17 protein-coding genes are annotated in these 17,871 nt (G+C 65.2%); 7 read left to right on the top strand and 10 right to left on the bottom strand.

Annotated elements, in window-relative coordinates; genetic code table 11:
• Positions 1-450: 450 nt before the first annotated feature.
• Entirely contained in the window at positions 451-1,494 is a 1,044-nt protein-coding gene (locus ACW17U_RS03350) for a LacI family DNA-binding transcriptional regulator (protein WP_062148223.1), read from the top strand.
• Between the two features lie 58 nt (positions 1,495-1,552).
• A complete protein-coding gene (locus ACW17U_RS03345) occupies positions 1,553-3,808 on the top strand; it encodes a beta-glucosidase family protein (protein ID WP_492054843.1) in 2,256 nt (751 codons plus the stop codon).
• A gap of 136 nt (positions 3,809-3,944) precedes the next feature.
• Here the strand turns inward: ACW17U_RS03345 and fliE are convergent, their stop codons facing one another.
• From fliE to flgB, 3 genes are read right to left on the bottom strand one after another with little or no spacing between them, the layout of a single operon-like run.
• Positions 3,945-4,253: a flagellar hook-basal body complex protein FliE gene (gene fliE, locus ACW17U_RS03340; RefSeq protein ID WP_062148228.1), complete on the bottom strand. Its 309-nt coding sequence runs from the start codon at positions 4,251-4,253 to the stop codon at positions 3,945-3,947.
• A 10-nt stretch (positions 4,254-4,263) separates the two neighbouring features.
• The gene (gene flgC / locus ACW17U_RS03335) at positions 4,264-4,683 is read right to left on the bottom strand and encodes a flagellar basal body rod protein FlgC (RefSeq protein ID WP_492054842.1); all 420 of its coding nucleotides are present in this window, start codon (positions 4,681-4,683) and stop codon (positions 4,264-4,266) included.
• An 11-nt stretch (positions 4,684-4,694) separates the two neighbouring features.
• A complete protein-coding gene (gene flgB / locus ACW17U_RS03330) occupies positions 4,695-5,141 on the bottom strand; it encodes a flagellar basal body rod protein FlgB (protein WP_492054841.1) in 447 nt (148 codons plus the stop codon).
• A gap of 117 nt (positions 5,142-5,258) precedes the next feature.
• Here flgB and ACW17U_RS03325 point away from each other — a divergent pair, with 117 nt between their 5' ends.
• From ACW17U_RS03325 to ACW17U_RS03315, 3 genes are read left to right on the top strand one after another with little or no spacing between them, the layout of a single operon-like run.
• Entirely contained in the window at positions 5,259-5,570 is a 312-nt protein-coding gene (locus tag ACW17U_RS03325) for a flagellar biosynthetic protein FliO (RefSeq protein ID WP_062148237.1), read from the top strand.
• Positions 5,570-6,367: a flagellar type III secretion system pore protein FliP gene (gene fliP, locus ACW17U_RS03320; RefSeq protein ID WP_378108999.1), complete on the top strand. Its 798-nt coding sequence runs from the start codon at positions 5,570-5,572 to the stop codon at positions 6,365-6,367. The genes ACW17U_RS03325 and fliP overlap by 1 nt, the downstream gene beginning before the upstream one ends.
• A gap of 10 nt (positions 6,368-6,377) precedes the next feature.
• Positions 6,378-7,289 carry a ribokinase gene (locus ACW17U_RS03315; RefSeq protein WP_062148240.1) on the top strand — a complete coding sequence of 304 codons (912 nt, stop codon included), beginning with the start codon at positions 6,378-6,380 and terminating at the stop codon, positions 7,287-7,289.
• Positions 7,290-7,340: 51 nt separating this feature from the next.
• On the opposite strand, the gene mopJ is transcribed toward ACW17U_RS03315, so the two are convergent.
• The 5 genes from mopJ to ACW17U_RS03290 form a co-directional block, all read right to left on the bottom strand.
• A complete protein-coding gene (gene mopJ, locus ACW17U_RS03310; RefSeq protein ID WP_492055784.1) occupies positions 7,341-7,838 on the bottom strand; it encodes a motility/cell cycle regulatory protein MopJ in 498 nt (165 codons plus the stop codon).
• Between the two features lie 195 nt (positions 7,839-8,033).
• Positions 8,034-8,453: a Ros/MucR family transcriptional regulator gene (locus tag ACW17U_RS03305; RefSeq protein WP_062148245.1), complete on the bottom strand. Its 420-nt coding sequence runs from the start codon at positions 8,451-8,453 to the stop codon at positions 8,034-8,036.
• Between the two features lie 197 nt (positions 8,454-8,650).
• Positions 8,651-9,874: a DUF2336 domain-containing protein gene (locus ACW17U_RS03300; protein ID WP_492054840.1), complete on the bottom strand. Its 1,224-nt coding sequence runs from the start codon at positions 9,872-9,874 to the stop codon at positions 8,651-8,653.
• Between the two features lie 118 nt (positions 9,875-9,992).
• Positions 9,993-10,877: a crotonase/enoyl-CoA hydratase family protein gene (locus ACW17U_RS03295; RefSeq protein ID WP_062148252.1), complete on the bottom strand. Its 885-nt coding sequence runs from the start codon at positions 10,875-10,877 to the stop codon at positions 9,993-9,995.
• A 204-nt stretch (positions 10,878-11,081) separates the two neighbouring features.
• Positions 11,082-12,416 carry a cytochrome P450 gene (locus ACW17U_RS03290; protein ID WP_062148254.1) on the bottom strand — a complete coding sequence of 445 codons (1,335 nt, stop codon included), beginning with the start codon at positions 12,414-12,416 and terminating at the stop codon, positions 11,082-11,084.
• A 237-nt stretch (positions 12,417-12,653) separates the two neighbouring features.
• Between ACW17U_RS03290 and ACW17U_RS03285 the strand changes: the two genes are divergently transcribed.
• Together ACW17U_RS03285 and ACW17U_RS03280 are read left to right on the top strand one after the other, a co-directional pair.
• Positions 12,654-14,321 carry a GMC family oxidoreductase gene (locus ACW17U_RS03285; RefSeq protein ID WP_492054839.1) on the top strand — a complete coding sequence of 556 codons (1,668 nt, stop codon included), beginning with the start codon at positions 12,654-12,656 and terminating at the stop codon, positions 14,319-14,321.
• 13 nt (positions 14,322-14,334) lie between these two features.
• Positions 14,335-15,858 carry an acyl-CoA synthetase gene (locus tag ACW17U_RS03280; protein WP_492054838.1) on the top strand — a complete coding sequence of 508 codons (1,524 nt, stop codon included), beginning with the start codon at positions 14,335-14,337 and terminating at the stop codon, positions 15,856-15,858.
• Here ACW17U_RS03280 and hfaB (ACW17U_RS03275) read toward each other — a convergent pair.
• Together hfaB (ACW17U_RS03275) and hfaB (ACW17U_RS03270) are read right to left on the bottom strand one after the other, a co-directional pair.
• A complete protein-coding gene (hfaB, locus tag ACW17U_RS03275) occupies positions 15,855-16,916 on the bottom strand; it encodes a holdfast anchoring protein HfaB (protein WP_492054837.1) in 1,062 nt (353 codons plus the stop codon). The two genes, ACW17U_RS03280 and hfaB (ACW17U_RS03275), sit on opposite strands and share 4 nt — an antisense overlap.
• Complete coding sequence (hfaB, locus tag ACW17U_RS03270; protein WP_492054836.1) at positions 16,916-17,839, bottom strand: holdfast anchoring protein HfaB; 924 nt, start codon at positions 17,837-17,839, stop codon at positions 16,916-16,918. Before hfaB (ACW17U_RS03270) ends, hfaB (ACW17U_RS03275) begins: the two co-directional genes overlap by 1 nt.
• Positions 17,840-17,871 lie beyond the last annotated feature (32 nt).

The following is a 17,871-nucleotide window of genomic DNA, read 5'->3' as shown; positions in this document are numbered from 1 at the left end:
CACCCAAGTCAACAAGAATGTCAACGTTGTCATTTTGGCCCAGCAGGCCTGCCAGCGCACACCAAGGGGGTCGCGATCCGCCCCATTCCGATCACGGCAAGGCCGTTAAATGACCATTCAGCCCGGTAAATCCGCCAAAAATGGCGCTATGGGCCCACTTCGGACCAATTTCAGACCCCAACCAAGGCTACATGATAACGCTCCCATAGGTCGCCCAGCACGAGATTATCCCCCGAACCCCAGAGGCTGACAGCGCTTGCATGCGGGGCGGAGGTCGAATTTTTTGTCCCAAAAATGTCTTGATAAATGACCCAATTTGACCTGATCTTGTCCAAAGACATGACAGGATAGACATCGTCGGCTATGGCTGATGACAGGCGTCTCCTTGCCGCCACGGCCCCGGCTGTGGTGGAGTCCGGCAAGAGGCGCGAAACCGGGTGAAGAAACGAAATGGCGACGATCCACGATGTGGCCGAACGGGCGGATGTCTCGCCCAAGACGGTCTCTCGCGTGCTCAACGAGCATGAAAGCGTCAGCGCCAAGACGCGGGACAAGGTCCGTGCCGCCATGCAGGAGCTGGGCTATCAGCCCAGCGCGGTAGCCCGCAGCCTGCGATCCCAGACCTCGTCCTCAGTTGGGGTCCTGATGGGCGACCCCAGCGGCGGCTACCATACCCGGATGCACCACGCCCTGTTGCTCGCCTGTGTCGAGACGGGTCGCCATCTGACCGTCGATCTGTTCGATGGGCCCGTCGCCGGATGGCAGGATCGCATCCGCGCCTTCGTTGCCGATGGTGGCGTCCGCGAGATGATCCTGCTTCCGCCGGAATGCGACTTTGGTCCCCTGAAGGAACTGATGCGCGAGCTGGAGGTGCGTTGCGTGCTCATCTCGCCGACCAGTCCAGACCCGCATTTTCCCGCCATTGCGATGGATGACCGGGCCGCCGCCCGCGAGGTCGTCGAGCACCTGTTCAGCCTGGGCCATACCCGGATCGGCCACATCTCCGGCCACCCGGACCACGCGGCCAGCACGCACCGACGCAATGGCTTTTTCGAAGCCTATGCTGCGCGAGGGCTGCCCCGTCCCGCAGCGGAGCTGATTGCCGACGGCGAGTTCACCTTCAAGACCGGCGTCGACGCGGCCAAGGCCCTGCTCGATATCGACGAGCCGCCGACGGCGATCTTCGCCGCCAATGACGACATGGCCGCGGCAACCTGCATGGAGGCCCAGCGTCGCGGCCTTCGCATCCCTGACGACATCTCTGTGGTCGGCTTCGACGATGCCCCGATTGCCGGGGTGATCTGGCCGACCCTGACCACGATCCGTCAACCTTTCGAGCAGATGGCGCTGCGCGCCCTCCAGACGTTCAGCGCCTGGAACGCCAATGAGGTGGCCGGCAAGGCCGCCGTGCCGTTCCTGGCCCAGTACAGCCTCGTGGCCCGTGAATCGACCGGCCCGGCCCGTACCGGCGGCCCGCCGAAACGAAAGACCTGAACCCTTCGCCGTCGAGCCGATAGCGGCCTGCGGCCCAAACAACGATAACGGAGGAAACATGAACCGGCAGACATTCCAGGGCCTCGCCCTGGCGCTGATGATCGGCGCGTCGGCAACGGCGTTGAACGCCCAGGCCCAGTCGTCCAAGCCGGCCGCCGCGGTCCTCGAACAGCCCTGGCTGAACCCCAAGCTGGACCCCGACAGTCGTGCCGACCTGGTGGTCAAGGCCATGACCCAGGATGAGAAACTGACCCTCGTGTTCGGCTATTTCGGGGCCGACATGAAGCCGAAATACACCCGCATCGAGGGCTCGCTTCCCGGTTCGGCGGGCTATGTGAAGGGCATTCCGAGACTCGGCATTCCCGAGCAGTTCGAAACCGATGCCGGTATCGGCGTCGCGACCCAGGGCAGCGCCAAGGAGTTTCGCGAGCGCACCGCCCTGCCCTCGGGCATGGCCACCACCGCCACCTGGAATCCGGACCTGGCCTTCAAGGGCGGTGCCATGATCGGCTCCGAGGCCCGTGACTCCGGCTTCAACGTCATGCTGGCGGGCGGCGTCAATCTGGTTCGCGAGCCGCGCAATGGCCGCAACTTCGAATATGGCGGCGAGGATCCCCTGCTGGCCGGCACGATGGTCGGGGCCCAGATCAAGGGCATCCAGTCCAATCACATCGTGTCGACGATCAAGCACTACGCCCTGAACAATCAGGAGACCGGCCGGTTCGTGGCCAGCGCCAATATCGGCGACGCCGAGGCCCGCACTTCCGACCTGCTGGCCTTCCAGTTCGCCATCGAGCAGTCCGATCCGCACGCGGTGATGTGCGCCTATAATCGGGTCAACAGCGTCTATGCCTGCGAAAGCGACTGGCTGCTCAATACCGTCCTGAAGAAGGACTGGGGCTATAAGGGCTATGTCATGTCCGACTGGGGCGCGGTCCATTCCGGGGCCAAGGCCGTCAATGCCGGCCTTGACCAGCAGTCGGCCGGGGACGCTTTCGACAAGCAGAACTTCCTGGGCTCGGTCCTGAAGGCCGACCTGGCCAGCGGTGCCGTCAGCGGCGCGCGTCTCGACGACATGGCTCGCCGTATCACCCGCGCCCTGTTCGCCAGCGGCGCGGTCGACCACCCGGTCAAGATCGCCCCGATCGACCTGGCGGCCAACGGCAAGGTCAGCCAGGCCGATGCCGAGGAAGGCATGGTCCTGCTGAAGAACGAGGGTGGCCTTCTGCCTCTGGCCAAGACCGCGAAGACCATCGCGGTGATCGGTGCTCATGCCGATGTCGGGGTGCTGTCCGGCGGTGGCTCGTCGCAGGTCTATCCGGCCGGTGGCCGCGCCGTTCAGGGCCTGCTGCCCGCGACCTGGCCGGGCCCGGTGATCTACTATCCCTCCTCGCCCCTGAAGGCGCTGCAGGCGCGCTTCCCGAACGCCAAGATCAGCTTCAGCGACGGCAAGGATCCGGCTGCCGCCGCCAAGCTGGCCGCCGCCAGCGATCTGGCCATCGTCTTCGCCGATCAGTGGACCACCGAGTCCGAGGATGTCTGGACCCTGAACCTGCCCAAGGACCAGGACGCCACCATCGCTGCCGTCGCCGGGGCCAACAAGCAGACCGTCGTTGTGCTGGAAACCGGCGGCCCCGTGGTCATGCCCTGGCTGAAGGACGTTGGAGCCGTTCTGCAGGCCTGGTATCCGGGCACCAATGGCGGCGAAGCGATCGCCCGCGTCCTGACCGGCGAGGTCGACGCCTCGGGACGCCTGCCGGTGACCTTCCCCAAGGACGTCAGCCAGCTTCCCCGCCCCAAGCTGGACGGTGACCCCAAGACGCCCGAGGCCCTGTTCGACATCGACTACAGCATCGAAGGCGCAGCGGTCGGCTACAAGTGGTTCGACCTGAAGAAGCACGAACCGCTTTTCCCGTTCGGCTATGGCCTGTCCTACACCCGGTTCGCCTATTCCAATCTCAAGGCTTCGAACGCCGACGGCGTGCTGACGGTCAGCTTCGACGTCAAGAACACCGGGGCCCGCGCCGGCAAGGATGTGCCGCAGGTCTATCTCGCTCTCAAGGCCGGCGGCTGGGAGGCCCCACAGCGTCTGGGCGGCTTCAAGAAGGTCGAGCTTGCACCCGGTGCCAGCACCTCGGTGACCCTGACCGTCGATCCGCGCCTGCTGGCGACCTGGGACGGCAAGGCCCATGGCTGGTCGATCGCCGGCGGTGACTATGCGGTGACGGTCGGTGCGTCCTCGCGCGCGCCTGCCCTGACCTCGACGGTTGCTCTTCCGGCTCGGGCCCTGCCGGTTTCGTCCGCCGCGAAATAGGCCCTAGGCCCAACGAGAAACGGCGCGGCCGGGGCAACCCGACCGCGCCGTCTTTGTTTCGTGCCACGTTCGGCACCCGGGTACCGAACGGCCTTTGCTCTCTATGGGGAGAATGGAATCAGGGCGCGCCAGCGCCCTAGATCGGCATCCGCATGATTTCCTGATAGGCCGAGATCACCTGGTCGCGGACAGCCATCACGGTTTCGAGGCTGGCTTCGGCGGAAGAAATGGCCGTGACCACGTCGATCAGTTCGGCCTTGCCGGCAACCTGCTGGGCCACCTTCATTTCGGCGGCCTTGGAGGTCTGGGCGACATCGGTCATGGCCGACTTCAGCAGGTCGCCGAAGTCCATGCCCTTGGCAGCGGTCGTGCCGCCGCCAATCGAGCCGACCGACATGGCCCCTTGCGAGGCATAGGCCTTGGCGGCAGCGAGCGCGGTGATCATCGGTCAGCCCCTATTTGCGCAGCACATCGAGGGTGCGCGACTGCATGGCGCGCGCCGTCTCGATGACGTTGAGATTGGCTTCGTAGGCGCGTTGCGCCTCCTTCATGTCCAGGGCTTCGACCAGCGAATTGACGTTGGGCAGCTTGACATAGCCCTTGCCGTCGGCGGCCGGATTGCCGGGATCATATTCGGTCTTGAAGGCGCTCTGGTCCTCATCGACGCGCAGCATCTGGACGCCTTCGGCACCTTCGACCCGGGTCGGCTTGAACACCGGAACCTGGCGACGATAGGGATCGCCGCCAGGGGTGCGGGCGGTGGAGTTGGCGTTGGCAATGTTTTCGGCAATGACCCGCATGCGACCCTGCTGGGCGCGCAGGGCCGAGGTGGCCACGGCCATGGTCGACAGCGAATTGGACTTGATCTCGGGCATCTGATCCGTCCTCAGCCGTTAACCTTGCGTGCGGCCATCCGCAGCATGGTCATGGACTTCTGGTAAAAGCCGACCGCGGCGTCATAGTTCATGCGCGCGTCGGACATCTTGAGCATCTGGTCCTCGAGGCTCACGGCATTGCCATCGAGCGTGGTGACCGAGTCGGCACCGGCCGTGGCCCGCCAGGCGCTCGGCGCATGGGAAGCGACCATGTGCGAGGCCGAGGTCGCCATCATCGAGACTCCACCCGTCGGAACGACCTTGCCGCCACGATAGGGCTGGCCGCCGGCACTCTGGTTCATCAGCGAGGCCTGAAAGCTGTAAGGCTTCAGGTCGCGCGGCTGATAGCCGGGCGTGCTGGCATTGGCCACGTTCTGGGCAATGACCTTCTGCCGCTCGGACAGATAGCCGAGCCGGCTCTTGAGCATGCCGAAAAGAGGAATGTCATCGGGTCCCATGCGATCATGGTGAAGAAACAGGGTTAATCGGCCATTAAGGAGCCGCGGGCTAACCACTGGTGGCGGGGCATTTGCCCTGCGCCATCTTGTCTCGCAGCGTTGGTTGATCCAGGCGCCATGAACATCGTCGAATTCATCCGCGCTATCGCCGCACTGGCCGTAACCCTGGGCCTGATCGGCCTGGCGGCCTATGCCCTGCGCCGGTTCGGTCCGGACGCCCTGACACGACTGGTCAGCGCCCACCAGGTCCGCCGCATGCGCGTGGTCGAGAGCCTCGTCCTGGACCCGACACGCCGCCTGGTGATCTTCAGCCTCGACGGCGAAGAACGCCTGATGCTTCTGGGTGAAGGCAAGCTTCTGGATTGGGGCCCACGCCCTGTGCCTGTACCGCCCGCCCCCGCAGCGCCGACCCCGGAGCCTGTCGCCTGATGCGCAGCCTGATCAAAGCCATCACAGGAGCGCAGCCGCAGGACCTGCGGCGAGCCGCCCTGATTTCCGTGCTGGCAGCCTTTGCCACCGCCGTGATGCCGGCCGCCGCCCTCGCCCAGTCTGCGATCAATGTGAACCTCGGCACCGGGGCCGGCCTGTCCGAACGTGTCGTCCAGATGGTCGGCCTGCTGACGGTGCTGTCCCTGGCACCGTCGATCGTGATCATGACCACCTCGTTCGTCCGTATCGTTGTGGTGCTGGGCCTGCTGCGCACTGCCATCGGCGTACAGCAGAGCCCGCCCAATCCGGTGATCATCAGCCTGGCCCTGTTCCTGACGGCCATCGTCATGGGACCGACCTTCGAGCGGTCATACGATCTGGGCGTCAAGCCCCTGCTGGACAAGCAGATGGAGCTGCCCGAGGCCTTCGAGGCCGCTTCCGGGCCGGTCAAGACGTTCATGCTCCGACAGGTCGATCGCGAGGACCTAGCCCTGTTCGTGCGCCTGTCGAAGATCCCCACGCCCAAGACCGCCGCGGACACCCCGCTCAAGGTCGTGACCCCGGCCTTCATGATCTCGGAACTGAAGAAGGCCTTCACGATCGGCTTCCTGCTGTTCATCCCGTTCCTGGTCATCGATCTGGTCGTGGCCAGTGTGCTGATGAGCATGGGTATGATGATGCTCCCACCGGCCACGATCAGCCTGCCGTTCAAGCTGATCTTCTTCGTTCTGGTCGATGGCTGGCGACTCGTTGCTGGCAGTCTTGTCGAGAGTTTCCAGCGTGGCGCTGGCGGTTAGGGACTGAGTTATGAGCGTATTTGTCCTGGGCTCCATCAATCTGGACGCCGTGGCACGGGTCGACGATCTGCCGCGCCCGGGCGAGACGGTGGCCGGCCTCTCGCTGGAACTGTTTCCCGGCGGCAAGGGGGCCAATCAGGCCGTCGCCGCGGCGCGCATGGGTGCCCCGACCCGGCTGATGGGCGCGGTCGGCAAGGAGGACAGCGGTCCAAACCTCAAGGCTACCCTGGCGGGATATGGGGTGCAGGTCAGTGATGTCTTCGAGCTGAAAGGCACTCCGACCGGCCAGGCCCATGTCTGGGTCGGGTCCGGCGGCGAGAACATGATCGTTGTCACCAGCGGTGCCAATGCCGCCGTTACACCGCAACATGTCGCCGCAACGGCCCTGGAAGGTCAGCGCGTCCTGCTCAGCCAGCTGGAATCGCCGGCCCAGGCCATTGAGGCCCTGTTCCGGGCCGGAGCCGCCAAGGGGGCCCTCCGCATCCTCAATGCCGCACCCGCCCTGCCACAGGGTGCCGCCCTGTTCCCCCTGACCGACATCCTGATCCTCAACCAGACCGAACTGGCGACCTATGCCAAGCTCGACGCTGAGCCGGCCAAGCTGGAAGAGGTGTCACGGGCTTCCCGCAAGCTGATGAGCCGTCCCGACCAGATCGTGATTGTCACCCTCGGCGCAGCAGGCGTGGCCTGCATCCGTCGCGACGAGGCCTTCCTGATCGAAGGTCGCAAGGTCAAGGCCATAGACACCACCGGAGCCGGCGACTGCTTCTGCGGGGCCCTGGCTTCGGCCCTGGCGATCAGCATGGATCTGCGCGAGGCGGTCGAACTGGCCAATGCCGCCGCCGCCCTTTCGGTTCAGAAATCGGGTGCGGCCCCGTCGATGCCCAGCAAGCGCGAAGTCGAGGCGTTTCTGGAGGGGTGAAGGCCTACTGCCCGCGCCCCGGGAACACAGGGGAAAGCGTCGCGATCCGGCTCAGGCCGCGCGGATTCCGCTGAACCCGTGATCCGACGCCGAGCCGATCACCGCGTCGTAGCCCAGGATCATGTCGACGTCCTTGCCGTTGCTGGCCAGGGGCAGACGCAGCCACAGGATCGACATGTGCGGAGCTCCGCGCCAGGCCATGCTGTGGACGCCCACGCCCGGGCGGCGACCGTCGACGACCTTGTCCAGTTCTTTGCGCCAGTAGTCGGTGGCTGCAGCATTATAGACGTCAGACAAACCCTTGCCGGTGATCTCGCGACCATAGACGCCATAGAGACCGGTGCCGGCCAGACGCAGGCGATAGTCCCGCGGCTCATTGACCACGTCGATCAGGCTGACTGTCGGCAGCATGCGCTTGATGCCGAGCGGATTCAGGTCCGCACGCGCCGGGAGGGCTGCCCCCCGTCGGAGTGACGCCCAATAGGCGAACATCTCCTGGTGAGCGCGGGCCGCGGAGGCCGATGCGCTCAACTGCGCGTTCATCTTCAGATTCCTTAACAAGCCGTTGGAATCACGACGATTCACTATCGCTTAAGGAACGAATCGCGGGCAAGTGAAAACAGCATCGCCAGCCAATATTTCGGTGAAGTGTCAACCTGCAAGCGAACCGCCCGCCCTCTGGCTCAGAGGGCGGGCGGCGAAAACGTCAGGTTACCAGGCCGGCAAGCGCTTGATCCGACTCGGCTATTTCGCGCCACGCGGCGGCTTGCGGCCGCCTTGGCCCAGACCCATCGACTTGGCGAGTTCCGAACGCGCCTTGGCATAGTTGGGCGCGACCATGGGGTAGTCCTTGGGGAGGTTCCACTTGGCCCGGTACTCTTCAGGGCTCATGTCGTACTTGGTGCGCAGGTGACGCTTGAGCGACTTGAACTTGCGACCGTCCTCCAGACAGACGAGATGATCCGGCGCAATCGAGCGCTTGACGGGAACGGCGGGCTCGCGTGAGGCCATCGGTTCGGCCTCGGCCGGGGTGCCGATCGCCGACAGGGCGACATGAACCTGACGGATCAAGGCCGGAACATCGTTCGCGGCCACGGTGTTGTTGCCGACATAAGCCGAGACAATGCCGGCCGTCATGTCGAGGAGGTCCGATTGGTCGTCCATTTTGCCTAGCCCGTCGCGATTTGTTTGTTCTTTGCTGATTCCTGGAACCAGACATCGCGTGGATATAGATTATAGCCTCTTGCGGCAATAACCCGGCCCCAAGAATACAGATTGAAACATCCGTTCAAACCGAACTGCGGGACTGATCTCCTCAAGTCCCGGCAAACTCTGGACGAATGCGTTCAGCGATATTTGATTTAGCGCCCGAAATCGCGCGACAGGGCCAGCATAGCGGCACGCTGTGGCACCGAATATTCGTCCACGGCCGCCTCGTCGCCTTCGCGGATGGCCTTGAGCAGGGCCGGCGTCAGGGCGGAGGACAGCGACCAGTTCCAATAGCGCAGCACGGTCTGGGCGCGATCCACGGCAATCATGTCAAAGACTGCCATGACCCGCTCAAGCGCCGGGACCAGGGCACCGGTCGAGTCGGTTTCGGGCCGGCGCAGGCCACGCCACAGGGCCCGTACGGCGGCGCGCGGCAGACCGGTCGCCTTGCACAGGATCGCCAGGGGCTCACCGCCCGGATCGGTGAAGATCTTGGCCCCGGTCATGGGCTTCAGACCCGACAGGTAGGAGATTTCCTCGGCCACGTCCCGGGTCAGGCCCGTCTGGGCGGCGGCCACTGCATCGTCGAGGCTGTCAAACGGGCTCTTGGCGATGGCGGCACGATTGCGCTGTCGACGCTCGATGAACTGCAGCGCCTTGCGCGACATCGGGTCCTGCCAACCCTCCTCCGAGGCGATGGCGAACAGGTCGCCAACGGCGTCCTGCAGGATCTCCCGCGACACCGCGAAACGCTGCAGGATCAGCTTGCGCGCATCGGCATCCGCCCACCAGAACATCACATAGGCGTGGCTGGGGCGCAGCTCGGGCCGGCGAAGAAGCAGCGGCAACAGGCGAGGATTGTCGCGCGACATGGCCACGACCGTCTCGACGGTCTGATGGCCCAGCCGCCCCAGCTCATTGCGCAGGAGGACCTCGACCACCGAGGCCTCACCAGACTCGACCAGGGCATCGGAAACCATTTCCGCAACGCCACGGCGCTGGGCGATCATGCGCCGGTGCTCGAGCGTGGCGTGACGCACACAATCGATCAGATCGGCGTCACCCAGGGTCGGGGAATTCTCGAGCAGCGCCCGTGCCACAGAGATCTCATCGCGCAGCAACAGCCGGACCAGGGTTCCGGGCATTTCAACGAGGGTAGCCAGACGGCGGGCGACCTTTTCGCGCTCCTCGACCACCGCATCGCGCAGCATCTCGACCAGAAGGTCGGCGGTCATCGCGCGTTCAAAGGCGTTGACGCGACTGGCCGGCAGACAAACCACATCAGCCAGGCGCTTGAGCAGAGCCGCACGCGACCTGGCCCGAGGCTTGGGGGCCTCGGCGGGTTGGTAAGGGGCAGTTGGCGCAGGTTCGCTCATGGTCATCCTGACGGTCGATCCGCCGTCAACCTGAACTGATCAGATCGTCCTTAACGTCCGATGAGCGGAACGGTTCGACGAACGCGGCACAATGACGCCCAACCGTTCCCGCACGCCGTCAGCTGAAGGGGTGCGAGCCCCAGGCCGGCCAGATGTCCGGCAGGTCGGTCGAGACCTTGTCCGGATAGACCGGCGACCGCTTCTCCAGAAACGACGTGACGCCCTCCTTGGCATCGGCAGCGGCCCCACGGGCCTGGATCGCCCGGCTGTCGGCCTTGTGGGCTTCCATCGGGTGGTCGGCACCGGCCATCCGCCACAACAGCTGACGCGTCAGGGCCACCGAGACCGGCGCGCTGTTGTCGGCGATCTCGCGCGCCAGGGCCCGGGCGGCGGGCAGCAGGTCCTCAGGCGCGTGCAGCGAGCGGACCAGACCGCGATCGAGCGCTTCCTGGGCCCCGAAGACCCGCCCCGTATAGCACCACTCCAGCGCCGTCTGCATGCCGACCAGGCGCGGCAGGAACCAGGATGAGGCCGCTTCCGGATTGATCCCCCGACGCGCGAACACGAAGCCGAACTTGGCGTCGGTCGAGGCCAGCCGGATGTCCATCGGCAGCTGCATGGTGACGCCCACGCCCACGGCTGCACCGTTTACGGCGGCAATGATCGGCTTGAGGCTGTCATACATGCGCAGGGTGCAGCGTCCGCCACCGTCGCGATAGATGTCGCCGACCTTGCCCTCTTCCCGCTCCAGAGCCTGGGGCGAGGTACGATCAAAGGTCGCCCCGCCGGCCCCCAGATCCGCCCCGGCGCAGAAGGCCCGGCCTGCCCCGGTGACGATCACCACCTTCACGTCATCGTCGGCGTCGGTGACGTCGAACACCTCGATCAGGTCTTTCATCATCCGGGCGGTGAAGGCGTTCATCCGCTCGGGCCGGTTAAGGGTGATCGTCGCGATCCCGTCCTCGACGTCGTAGAGCAGGGTCTCGAAGGTGGGTTGCGACATGGGGGCTCCTCCTGATTTTCAGGCAGTCAAACATGCGTATGAATTGAGGGCAATCATCCATCATCCGATCTCCCCGGCGAAGGCCGGGGCCCAGATTCATCCAGAGAGGCTGGGGATGATGCGCCTACGAGCCGGTCAGAAATCTCCGACGCTCGCGGGCTCGGTCTGGGCCCCGGCTTTCGCCGGGGAGATCGGGTCTAGACCCTACCCCCGCTTCACCATCAGCTTGCTGATCGCGTGGACGAAGTTGTTGGGCGCAATCTCCATCTCGCCTGTAGCAACCAGGTCGGGGAAGCGGGCCAGGATCTGGCGATAGGCTTCTTCCAGCTGGATCTGGGCCACGCGCTTGCCGATGCAGGTATGGGGGCCATAGCCGAAGGCGATATGCTTGCCGGCATTGGGCCGACGGACATCCAGCTGGTCGGGCTCAGGGAAGACCTCCGGATCGCGGTTGGCCGCGCCGTAGTACATGATGACCTTCTCGCCCTCACGGATCATCTGACCGTTCAGCTCGACATCGGCCGTGGCCGTCCGGCGCATATAGATCACCGGGCTGACCATGCGGATGAACTCGTCGACCGCGCCGCCCATCAGGCCTGGATTGTCGATCAGCAGCTGCTTCTGGTCGGGAAACTCGGTCAGCAGCTTCATCGCGCCCGAGAGGGTGTTGCGCGTGGTGTCATTGCCGGCGAAGACGATCAGCAGCCACGACCCGTCCAGATACTCGTCGGCCAGCAGGGCTCCGTCGACCTGGGCCCGGGCGATGGCGCTCATCAGGTCGTTCTTGGGATCCTCGCGACGCTTGAGCAGCATCATCCTGCCGTAGTCGAACATCTCCTCGACGTTGTTGTTGAAGTCCATGACGAACTGCATCAGCTCAAGCGTCGGGGTGATCGGCGCGGCGGCCTGCTGCACGGCCAGGTCCTGGGCCCGCTCCAGATAGTGCATCCACTTCAGGAAGCGCGGACGGTCCTCCGGCGGAACGCCGAGGATTTCGCACAGGGTGAACAGCGGCAGCACGCTCGAGAAATGCTCGACCATGTCGATGGTCTGCCCGTCCGCCAGCAGGGGCTCCATGGCGTCGAGCAGGCGCGTGACCTCGCCCTTCACGGCCTCGGTGATGCCGCGCAGATAGGACGGTGTGAAATAGGGCATGTGCTCGCGACGCAGCTGCAGGTGATGCGGCGCGTCGAGATTGATCATCGTATCCATGGACGCCCGGAACAGGAGGGCGTGGCGCTTCTCGGGCGGGCCCATCGACATCAGGATGCCGCCCCGCTGCGAGGAATAGGTGGTCGGGTCGCCATTGACGGACATGACGTCCTCATGCCGCGTCACGGCCCAGAAGCCCGGGCCACCATAGGGCTCGGCGTGCCACATCACCGGGGCCTCGGCCCGCAGACGGGCATAGTCGGCGAAGGGCTGACCCTTGGTGAAGCGGAAGATGTCGGCGAGATCGACATCTGGCAGGGTCGGATAGGTCGTTCCCGCTCCGGGGCCGGCCTTGCCGTCCACCACTGTCTGGCTGATCAGATCCACGCTTCAATCTCCCGGGAACATCGTTCTGTGGATACAAGATAGTGGTGAATGGCCCCGGGCCAACGGCGCCGCGACGGCAACTGACGCAAGGTGAGGCTTTGCGTTCTGGCCAGACCTGCGCATTGTGAGTTAACGCCGATCACGCGGGTACAGGCGGGCGGCTCCGAGCTCTTGCAAAAGCAGGCGCTCGAAACACAAAAAATGGTGCGCGCTCAAGCGCGCCCTTGGGAGGAAACGATGAGCGCGATCATCGAGGCGGACTATATCGTCGTGGGTGCCGGTTCGGCCGGATGCGTGCTGGCTGCAAGGCTGTCAGAGAACGGGCGCTTCAAGGTGCTGCTGCTGGAAGCCGGCGGCGACGACCGGCCGACCAGGAATCTCTCCCAGTTCGCCTCCAACCTGATGATTCATATTCCGGTCGGCTATGCCCAGACCCTGAAGGATCCGAAGGTCAACTGGCTCTACACGACCGAGCCCGACCCCAGCACCGGTGGTCGCTCGCATGTCTGGCCGCGCGGCAAGGTTCTGGGGGGCTCCTCCTCGATCAATGCCATGCTCTATGTCCGCGGACAGCAGGCTGACTATGACGGCTGGCGGCAACTCGGCTGCGAAGGCTGGGCCTGGGACGATGTCCTGCCCTGGTTCCGCAAGGCCGAGAACCAGGAGCGCGGCGGCTGCGAGCTTCACGCCACGGGCGGCCCCCTGAATGTCGCCGACATGCGCGATGGCAACGTGATCTCCGATGCCCTGATCGAAGCCTGCGACCAGGCCGGGATCCCGCGCTATGCCGACCTCAACGGCAAGGATCAGGAAGGGGCCACCTGGTATCAGGTGACCCAGAAGAACGGCGCGCGCTGTTCGGCCGCCGTGGCTTACCTGCATCCGGCCATGAAGCGCCCCAACCTGCAGGTCGAGACCAATGCCCTGGCCAGCCGGGTGATTTTCGAAGGCAAGCGCGCTGCGGGCGTCGAGTTCGTCCAGAACGGCGTCAAGCGCACGGCCAAGGCCCGCGCCGAGGTGATCCTGGCCGGCGGCGCGATCAACTCGCCCCAGCTTCTGGAGCTTTCAGGCATCGGCAATGGCGAGCTTCTGCGTCAGCGGGGGATCGCGGTCGTCAGTGACCTGCCGGGTGTCGGCGAAAACCTGCAGGATCATTATCTGACGGGCGTGCGCTACCGCCTGAAGACCGGCGCGCCGTCGATCAACGCCATGAGCAAGGGCGCCCAACTGGCGGGCCAAGCGCTCAAATATGTGCTGTTCCGCAAGGGCCTGCTGACCCTGTCGGCCGCCCATGTGGCGGCGTTCTGCAAGTCCCGCCCCGATCTGGCTGGGCCGGATATCCAGTTCCACATCCTGCCGGCCACCATGGATCTGGAAAAGCTGTTCAACGAACAGAAGATGGAGCTGGAAGACGCGCCGGGCATGACCATCGCCCCCTGCCAGCTGCGCCCGGAAAGCCGCGGACACATCCATATCAAGTCGGCGGATCCGTCAGAATATCCGGCCATTGTCGCCAACTATCTGGCCGATCCCCTCGACCAGGAGGTCGCGATTGCCGGCCTGAAATGGGCCCGCAAGATCGGCGAGCAGCCGGCCATCGCCAAATATGTCGAGCAGGAGATGAACCCGGGTCCGGGTTTCGAGACCGACGAGATGCTGCTGGAATATGCCCGCGCCTCGGGCTCAACCCTCTACCATCCGGTCGGCACCTGCGCGATGGGCAGCGGCCCAATGGCCGTGGTCGACGCCCAACTGCGGGTTCGCGGCGTGGACGGTCTGCGGGTGGTCGATGCCTCGATCATGCCGCGCCTGATCTCGGGCAACACCAATGCGCCCGCCATCATGATCGGCGAAAAGGGATCCGCCATGATCCTGCAGGACGCCAAGACTCCGGTCGCGGCCTAGGGACACCGAGCATATGCATCCCTATCTCCACGCACAGACCCAGCCGGACAAGCCGGCCTACATCATGGCGGGCTCCGCAGAGGTCGTAACCTACGGCCAACTGGACGCCCGCTCGAACCAGGGGGCGCAACTGTTCCGCAGCCTGGGACTGCAGGGCGGCGACGTCATTGCCATCCTGATGGAGAACAATGCCCGCTTCTTTGAAATCGCCTGGGCCGCCCAGCGCGCTGGGCTCTACTATGTCTGTGTCTCGACCAAGCTGACCGCCGCCGAGACGCAGTACATCCTGCAGGACTGCGGGGCCCAGGTGTTCATTACCTCGACGGCCATGGCCCCGCTGATCGATGAGATTCCCGCCCTGGTTCCGGGACTGACGCTGTTCACGGTCGGCGGTGCCCATGGGGCCTATGCCGACTTCGAGGCGGCCCGCGCCGCCATGCCGGCAACGCCGGTTGCCGACGAAAGCGCCGGTTCGGACATGCTGTATTCGTCCGGCACGACCGGCCGGCCCAAGGGCGTCAAACCTGCCCTGAACGGCGGTCCGATCGATCAGCCCAACGCCTTGCAGATGATGGCCCAGGGCCTGTTCGGCTTCTCCGGTGACAGCATCTACCTGTCCCCGGCCCCGCTCTATCATGCAGCGCCGCTGCGCTGGTGCATGAGCGTCCACAAGCTGGGCGGCACCGTCATCGTGATGGAAAAGTTCGACCCCGAAGCCGCCCTGGCCCTGATCGAAAAGCACAGGGTCAGCTGCGGCCAGTTCGTGCCGACCCACTTCGTGCGGATGCTCAAGCTCCCCGAAGAGGTCCGCGCCAGATACGACGTCTCGTCGATGAAATCGGCCGTCCACGCCGCTGCGCCCTGCCCGGTCCCGGTCAAGGAACAGATGATCGCCTGGTGGGGGCCAGTCATCTTCGAATACTATGCCGGCACCGAGGGTAACGGCTTCTGCTGGATCAATTCCGAGAACTGGCTGACCCACAAGGGCTCGGTCGGCCAGGCCGTGCTGGGCGAGCTGCGCATCTGCGACGAGGACGGCAACCCCGTCCCCCCCCGCACCGAGGGCGCGGTCTATTTCGCCAATGGACCGGCCGTCGCCTATCACAATGCCCCGGAAAAGACCGCCGAAAGCTATAACCAGCACGGCTGGACGACCCTGGGCGATGTGGGCTGGGCCGACGAGGAGGGCTATCTCTACCTCACCGACCGCAAGAGCTTCATGATCATCTCCGGCGGGGTGAACATCTATCCGCAGGAGATCGAAAACCTGCTGATCACCCACCCCAAGGTGGCCGACGCCGCCGTGGTCGGGGCCCCGTGCGAGGAGATGGGCGAAAAGGTCGTGGCGGTGATCCAGCCCCTGGCCTGGGCTGAGGACCACACGGCGCTCAGCGAAGAACTGATGGCCTTCGCCCGCGCCAATCTCAGCCATGTGAAGTCACCCCGGCGGATCGACTTCATGCAGGAACTGCCGAGGCATGCCACCGGCAAGCTCTACAAGCGGCTGATCCGGGATGCCTACTGGGCCAAAACCTAGGGGCGGGCAGCAGAGGCACCGCGGTCGGGGGCCAGCCAGCGCGCACGATCCAGATAGGGGCCATTATAGACCGGCGCGGCGGGGGCCACGGGCGGCACGGTGGCCTTGCGGGTCACGGCCGTCGGTGCGGGAGCCTGAGCGCTCTGAAGGCGTTGGGTCGTGCGGCGTTTGCTGCCGTCGGCTGACTCGTCGAGGCAGGCGGTCGGCTGGACCTGCCAAAGGGTGCTCGCGAAGTCATAGATGCTGCGCTCGACCAGGGTGCGGGCCGCCAGTTGCATCGGCTCCAGCTCGCTCTTGCCGCCGGAGATGTCGATGACATTGCCGTTCAGGAAGTCAAAAACGCCGGGCTTGATCTCGCGGCCGATGACCTGCTTCTGATAGGAGGTGATGTCGATGATCTCCTGGGACCGGGAGTCGACCATCCGCATGTCGATGGCGATATTGATCACATAGGTGCTGCCCGTCAGGGAGCCTTTCAGGCCCTCGGCACCCCGGTCACCACCGCGCGCGTCCACGCCCGTCGAGCGGATATTGTAGTTCAGTTCCGTCAGCCCCCCGACGATGTAGAAATCCGACCCGGCGATCTGACCGGCATAGATCGGGCGGTAGTTCTCGGGGTCCGTACCGGCCTTTTCTGGGCTATCCGACAGGGTGTGCTTCTGGGCATAGGCCAACTCCGTGTCGGAGATGCCGCGATCGGCCCGCTCGACCAACCTCAACCCGGCCTTGCCCAGGGCGCTGAGCGCAAAGAGCGACGCGCCCTGGCTGATCTTGGCACCGGTGGTGAAGTCACGCTTGCCGGTCAGGTCGGAAATGGCCCCGACGGCGACCCGGGGCGAGGCGCGGCCCGTGGCTGAAGCCTGGTTGGCCAGACAGGCCAGGGCTTCCGAATAGGGAGTCGGATTGGCGGTGGCCGGGGCGTCACCGATCGGCTTGGCATAGAGGCCGGTGACCTTGTCGGCGCTGGTCGAAGCGCAGCCGGCCAGCATCAGGCTGACAACAGCAGCGACCAGGCCCGTCTTCAGGGTAGAGGCGTTCGAGGTCTCGCCGCACATCATCACCAGGTTCCTTGTTGAGCTTGCGGGGTGCGTTGGGCGGCATAGGCCGGCAGGGTTGGCCCGACGGGTTCGGTGACCGGATCCAGGCAAGCCGCCTTGGCCTTGCCATCGCGGAAGCCGGCGACCAGTTCGAACACGCCGCGCTCGACCAGGGTGCGCACCGCCGCCTGGATGGGCTCCATGCTGCTGCGGCCATAGGATGCCGCCGCGCCGAGCTTGTCCTCGCCAGCGGTCAGACCGAGGTCCAGGCTCCGGCCGACCAGCTGCTTCTGGTAGGAGACCATGTCGACCACTTCCTGGGAGCGCGAATTGACCAGCCGCAGGTCGATGGCGATGTTGAGCACATAGGTCTGACCCGAGACACCGGCGCGCACGCCGTTCAGTCCGCGGTCGCCGACCTGGGCATCGGCTCCGGTCGAGCGAATATTGTAGTTCAGCTCGGTGATGCCCCCGACGATGTAATAGGACGACCCCGCGATCTGGCCGGCCAGGATCCGCCGGTAGTTGTCGCCGCTGCTGCCCGCGAGTTCGGGCGTGTCGGACAGCAGCCGCTGCCGGGCATAGTTCAGTTCGATCTCGGCCACGGAATTGTCGAGACGCTCGACCACCGGGAAGCCGGCCTTGCCGAGGGCGGTGATGGCAAACAGCGACGCACCCTGACTGACCTTGGCTCCCGTCTCGAAATCGGCCTTGCCGGTCATGTCCGAGATCCGTCCGACCGAGATGCGGGGCATCGGTCGGGCCATCGGCTGGCGGGCCAGGCAGATCAGGGCCGGCGTATAGGGTGTCGGATTGCGCGTGGCGGGCGCATCGCCGATCGGCCGGGCATAGTCCCCACCGGACTCGGCGGCCAGGCTGGCCGGCGAAACGGCGAGGATCGCCGCCAACAGGCCGATGCCCCCCAGGGCGCGAGCGATCAACATGATGCTGTTTTCCTTGTGAGACCGAAGGTGGC

The organism is Caulobacter sp. AVps16 (assembly GCF_058681455.1).
The sequence above is the reverse complement of the archived record's forward strand: the minus strand, read 5'-3'. Positions and strand labels throughout refer to the sequence as shown.

Coding starts and splice junctions, on each gene's coding strand:
- hfaB (WP_492054837.1), bottom strand. CDS start 16,916: ATGATGTGCGGCGAGACCTCGAACGCCTCTACCCTGAAGACGGGCCTG.
- flgB (WP_492054841.1), bottom strand. CDS start 5,141: ATGGGACCCGATGACATTCCTCTTTTCGGCATGCTCAAGAGCCGGCTC.
- flgC (WP_492054842.1), bottom strand. CDS start 4,683: ATGCCCGAGATCAAGTCCAATTCGCTGTCGACCATGGCCGTGGCCACC.
- fliE (WP_062148228.1), bottom strand. CDS start 4,253: ATGATCACCGCGCTCGCTGCCGCCAAGGCCTATGCCTCGCAAGGGGCC.
- ACW17U_RS03285 (WP_492054839.1), top strand. CDS start 12,654: ATGAGCGCGATCATCGAGGCGGACTATATCGTCGTGGGTGCCGGTTCG.
- fliP (WP_378108999.1), top strand. CDS start 5,570: ATGCGCAGCCTGATCAAAGCCATCACAGGAGCGCAGCCGCAGGACCTG.
- ACW17U_RS03305 (WP_062148245.1), bottom strand. CDS start 8,453: ATGGACGACCAATCGGACCTCCTCGACATGACGGCCGGCATTGTCTCG.
- ACW17U_RS03315 (WP_062148240.1), top strand. CDS start 6,378: ATGAGCGTATTTGTCCTGGGCTCCATCAATCTGGACGCCGTGGCACGG.
- ACW17U_RS03345 (WP_492054843.1), top strand. CDS start 1,553: ATGAACCGGCAGACATTCCAGGGCCTCGCCCTGGCGCTGATGATCGGC.
- ACW17U_RS03300 (WP_492054840.1), bottom strand. CDS start 9,874: ATGAGCGAACCTGCGCCAACTGCCCCTTACCAACCCGCCGAGGCCCCC.
- ACW17U_RS03350 (WP_062148223.1), top strand. CDS start 451: ATGGCGACGATCCACGATGTGGCCGAACGGGCGGATGTCTCGCCCAAG.
- ACW17U_RS03325 (WP_062148237.1), top strand. CDS start 5,259: ATGAACATCGTCGAATTCATCCGCGCTATCGCCGCACTGGCCGTAACC.
- ACW17U_RS03295 (WP_062148252.1), bottom strand. CDS start 10,877: ATGTCGCAACCCACCTTCGAGACCCTGCTCTACGACGTCGAGGACGGG.
- hfaB (WP_492054836.1), bottom strand. CDS start 17,839: ATGTTGATCGCTCGCGCCCTGGGGGGCATCGGCCTGTTGGCGGCGATC.
- ACW17U_RS03280 (WP_492054838.1), top strand. CDS start 14,335: ATGCATCCCTATCTCCACGCACAGACCCAGCCGGACAAGCCGGCCTAC.